The sequence below is a fragment of the Paenisporosarcina sp. P4_E4_2 genome (genome assembly GCF_056401595.1).
Genome location: NZ_JBFUJC010000531.1, coordinates 1 through 2,133, shown reverse-complemented (window position 1 = coordinate 2,133; position 2,133 = coordinate 1). Strand labels below are relative to the sequence as shown.

2 protein-coding genes and 1 riboswitch are annotated in these 2,133 nt (G+C 43.5%); both genes read right to left on the bottom strand.

Annotated elements, in window-relative coordinates; translation table 11 throughout:
• Window positions 1–797 (bottom strand): aspartate kinase (locus AC1DSB_RS19440; RefSeq protein WP_477587433.1); only part of this gene is annotated, 797 nt, incomplete at its 3' end.
• Window positions 793–905, bottom strand: a riboswitch (Lysine riboswitch). Its footprint overlaps the gene before it by 5 nt.
• A gap of 88 nt (window positions 906–993) precedes the next feature.
• Window positions 994–2,133 (bottom strand): excinuclease ABC subunit UvrC (gene uvrC / locus AC1DSB_RS19435; RefSeq protein ID WP_477587432.1); only part of this gene is annotated, 1,140 nt, incomplete at its 5' end.

The following is a 2,133-nucleotide window of genomic DNA, read 5'->3' as shown; positions in this document are numbered from 1 at the left end:
ACCGTAACCCTAACAATTTCCGGTTCGAATGCGACACCACGCACTATCAAGTTTTTTTCCATAGTAGGTTCCTCCAATAATATGGTTCCTGTATCTTCACTTAAGCTAGAACGGACACTTAGTGGCATGCAATAATTTTTAGCGAATTCCACTGCCCTAGGATGCAAAACCCCAGCTCCTAAGTTAGCAAGTTCCAGCATTTCGTCATAGGATAGCTCCTGCAATTTTCTTGCCCCATCCACATATCGAGGGTCTGACGTATAGATGCCATCGACATCCGTGTAAATATCACACTGGTCCGCTCCTAGCGATGCTGCAATTGCAACCGCCGTCGTATCCGAACCACCACGTCCGAGTGTCGTAATTTCTCCATACGTATCCATCCCTTGGAAACCGGCTACAACAACCACTTTTCCATCCGACAAAGCCTGCTCCATACGAACAGTATCTATATTTTCAATTCGAGCATTGCGATGAACGGATTCCGTTCCGATTCCTGCCTGCCATCCCGTAAACGAAACCGCATCTTGCCCCATATGTTGAAGTGCCATTGTCAACAAAGCAATTGTTACTTGTTCCCCTGTTGACAGCAACATGTCCATTTCACGTTTTGAAGGTTCTGCTGATAAATCCCCAGCCAGACTCATTAATTCATCTGTCGTTTTCCCCATCGCTGATACGACTACTACGATTTCATGGCCTTTTGCTGTTTCACCGATTATGCGTTTTGCGACATTACGGATCCGTTCAGTGTTACCGACGGACGTACCACCAAATTTCATGACAATGCGACTCAATGTAAACTCTCCCTTATTTCCAAAGAAGAATTTCCCTTTCACTTTCCTTCAATGGATCTGTTCATCCTCGAGAAAGCTACTGTTGATTTCCGCGCCTCTATCACCACTTATTCGATGTTTGTTCAAAAGGAAGCGGATGCTCCTTGTTGAACATACATCAGTGATTCAATTTCAGTGAGTCAAGAATATCATATACTCACTCTTTTGACAATGACTCATTTTGAAAATATTCAGACATGGATTCCGCGATTTGCAATGGCAAACCTGATTGTTTCAGCTCTTCCACGGATGCTTCTTTGATTCGTTTTACAGAACCAAAATGCTTCAACAACATTTTTTTGCGTTTCGGACCGATTCCTTCAAACCCATCCAAAGCGGAAGCAATCGTCTGTTTCCCACGCTGTTGCCGATGGAATGTAATCGCAAATCGATGCACTTCGTCCTGAATCCGTTGTAGCAAATAAAACCCTTCACTTGTTCGTTTCAAGGGAATGATCTGTGGGGGTTCCCCATATAACAACGAAGATGTCTGGTGCTTCGCATCCTTGGCTAATCCTGCAATCGGAATAGACAAACCGAGTTCATCTTCGATCACTTCACGGGCGATTTCCATTTGCCCTTTCCCACCATCAATGACAATTAAATCGGGAAGAGGCAATTCATCCTTCAGCACACGCGTATAACGTCTGCGAATGACTTCACGCATGGCTCCGTAATCATCATGACGGGCAGCTGTTTTCGTTTTGTATTTTCGATAGTCCTTTTTATTCGGTCTTCCATCAATAAACGATACCATTGCTGAGACGGCATCAGATCCATAAATATGTGAATTATCGAATGCCTCAATTCGAAGAGGAGGCGCAATATCCATTGCAATCCCCAGTTCTTCCACTGCACCAATCGTTCGTTGTTCCTGTCGGTCTAGGAGCTGGAATTTTTCATGGATAGCGATTTCTGCATTCTTTGTCGCCAAATCAATCATTTGTTTTTTCTGCCCACGACTCGGAGAAGCCACTTTTACTTCTTCAAGAAGCTGGCTTGCCAGTTGCAAATCCACCGCACTTGGCAAATATACTTCTTTTGGCTTGATATGATGCGGTTTATCATAAAACTGGCCGAGGAACGTCAGGAATTCATCTTCTGGATCTTGATATAACGGGAATAATGAAACATCTCGCTCGATTAACTTCCCTTGGCGTACAAAGAATACTTGCACACACATCCAGCCCTTATCGATGGCATAACCAAAAATATCACGATCGGTAAAATCATTGGTCGTCATTTTTTGTTTTTCCATAACCGTTTCAATATGTGTGATTTGATCACGGTATTCTTT